The following is a 1,075-nucleotide window of genomic DNA, read 5'->3' as shown; positions in this document are numbered from 1 at the left end:
GATGGTTTGTCAAATTAAGTGCAACAGTTCTTTCTGAAACACTTCGTGTGTAGTTTTCCAATTTAAACATTTTCTTGGCCTATTGTTGATTAGTGATAATGCATTTGCCAGTTCTTCGTTCGAGACTTTAGCTAAATCGGTTTTCTTAGGAAAAAACTCTCTTAATAGACCGTTTGCATTCTCATTGCTACCACGTTGCCACGAGGAGTAAGGATCTGCAAAATACATCTGAATGTCCGTATCTTGCTCTATCGCGCTATAACATGCGAATTCTTTACCTCTATCTACTGTGGCGGTTTTAAATGCACCAGAAGGCAATTGTTCATTTAAAGTTCGTATGGCTTGTTCCATTGAGGTAGCTGACCGGTTTGGCATCTTGAATGCTATGTACCATCTAGTTTTCCGTTCTACAAACGTGGCGAAACATCCTTTGCTTTTGCCACGGCTGGAAACTACACTATCAAGTTCCCAATGTCCAAATGTTTCTCGCTTTCTAATCTCTTTTGGTCGTTTAGAAATGGAAGCTCCAACATTAAATCGTCCTCTTGTTTCTCGGGGAGTCTGACGCTTTCCTTTGTGGCGAAGAACATTTAAATGTTGATTCACTAATAGTCCTTGATAAATCCAGCGATAAATAGTTTTAAAGCTGATAGAACCCAGAAATAAACGACCTACTATTTGTTCTGGTGACCAGGTAAGTTCCAACTTTTCATTAATAATTTCCGCTAGCTCTGGAGACCATTTACCAATCCGTCCGCAATTATTTCTACGTTCGTTATAGTTATCTTGTGCATGTTCAGATTTATACGAACCTTTTTGTGAATTACGTTTTAATTCCCTTGAAATGGTAGATGGTGAACGCTCTAACTTTTTAGCGATATTACGGATAGATATTCCCTGTTCATAAAGTGTTTCTATACGTGCTCTTTCAAATGTGGTAAGATGTTTGTAGCTCATAACAGACCTCCGTGTATGTGTTTGTGTGGTTACTTACATTTTACACGAAGCTGTTATGGGCTGCTTTATTTTAACTACAGTTTTTTTAGGTGTTGCACTTAATAGTACAATTCGTCAT

1 protein-coding gene is annotated in these 1,075 nt (G+C 38.0%); it reads right to left on the bottom strand.

Annotation, left to right across the window (positions count from 1 at the left end; genetic code table 11):
- Positions 1–9 precede the first annotated feature (9 nt).
- Positions 10–957, bottom strand: a complete 948-nt coding sequence (locus tag DFR56_RS22545; protein ID WP_110397691.1) for an IS30 family transposase — start codon at positions 955–957, stop codon at positions 10–12.
- Positions 958–1,075: the final 118 nt, after the last annotated feature.

The organism is Pseudogracilibacillus auburnensis, from assembly GCF_003201975.1.
Classification (GTDB): Bacteria; Bacillota; Bacilli; order Bacillales; family Amphibacillaceae; genus Pseudogracilibacillus; species Pseudogracilibacillus auburnensis.
This window is presented reverse-complemented; position numbering and strand designations above follow the sequence as displayed.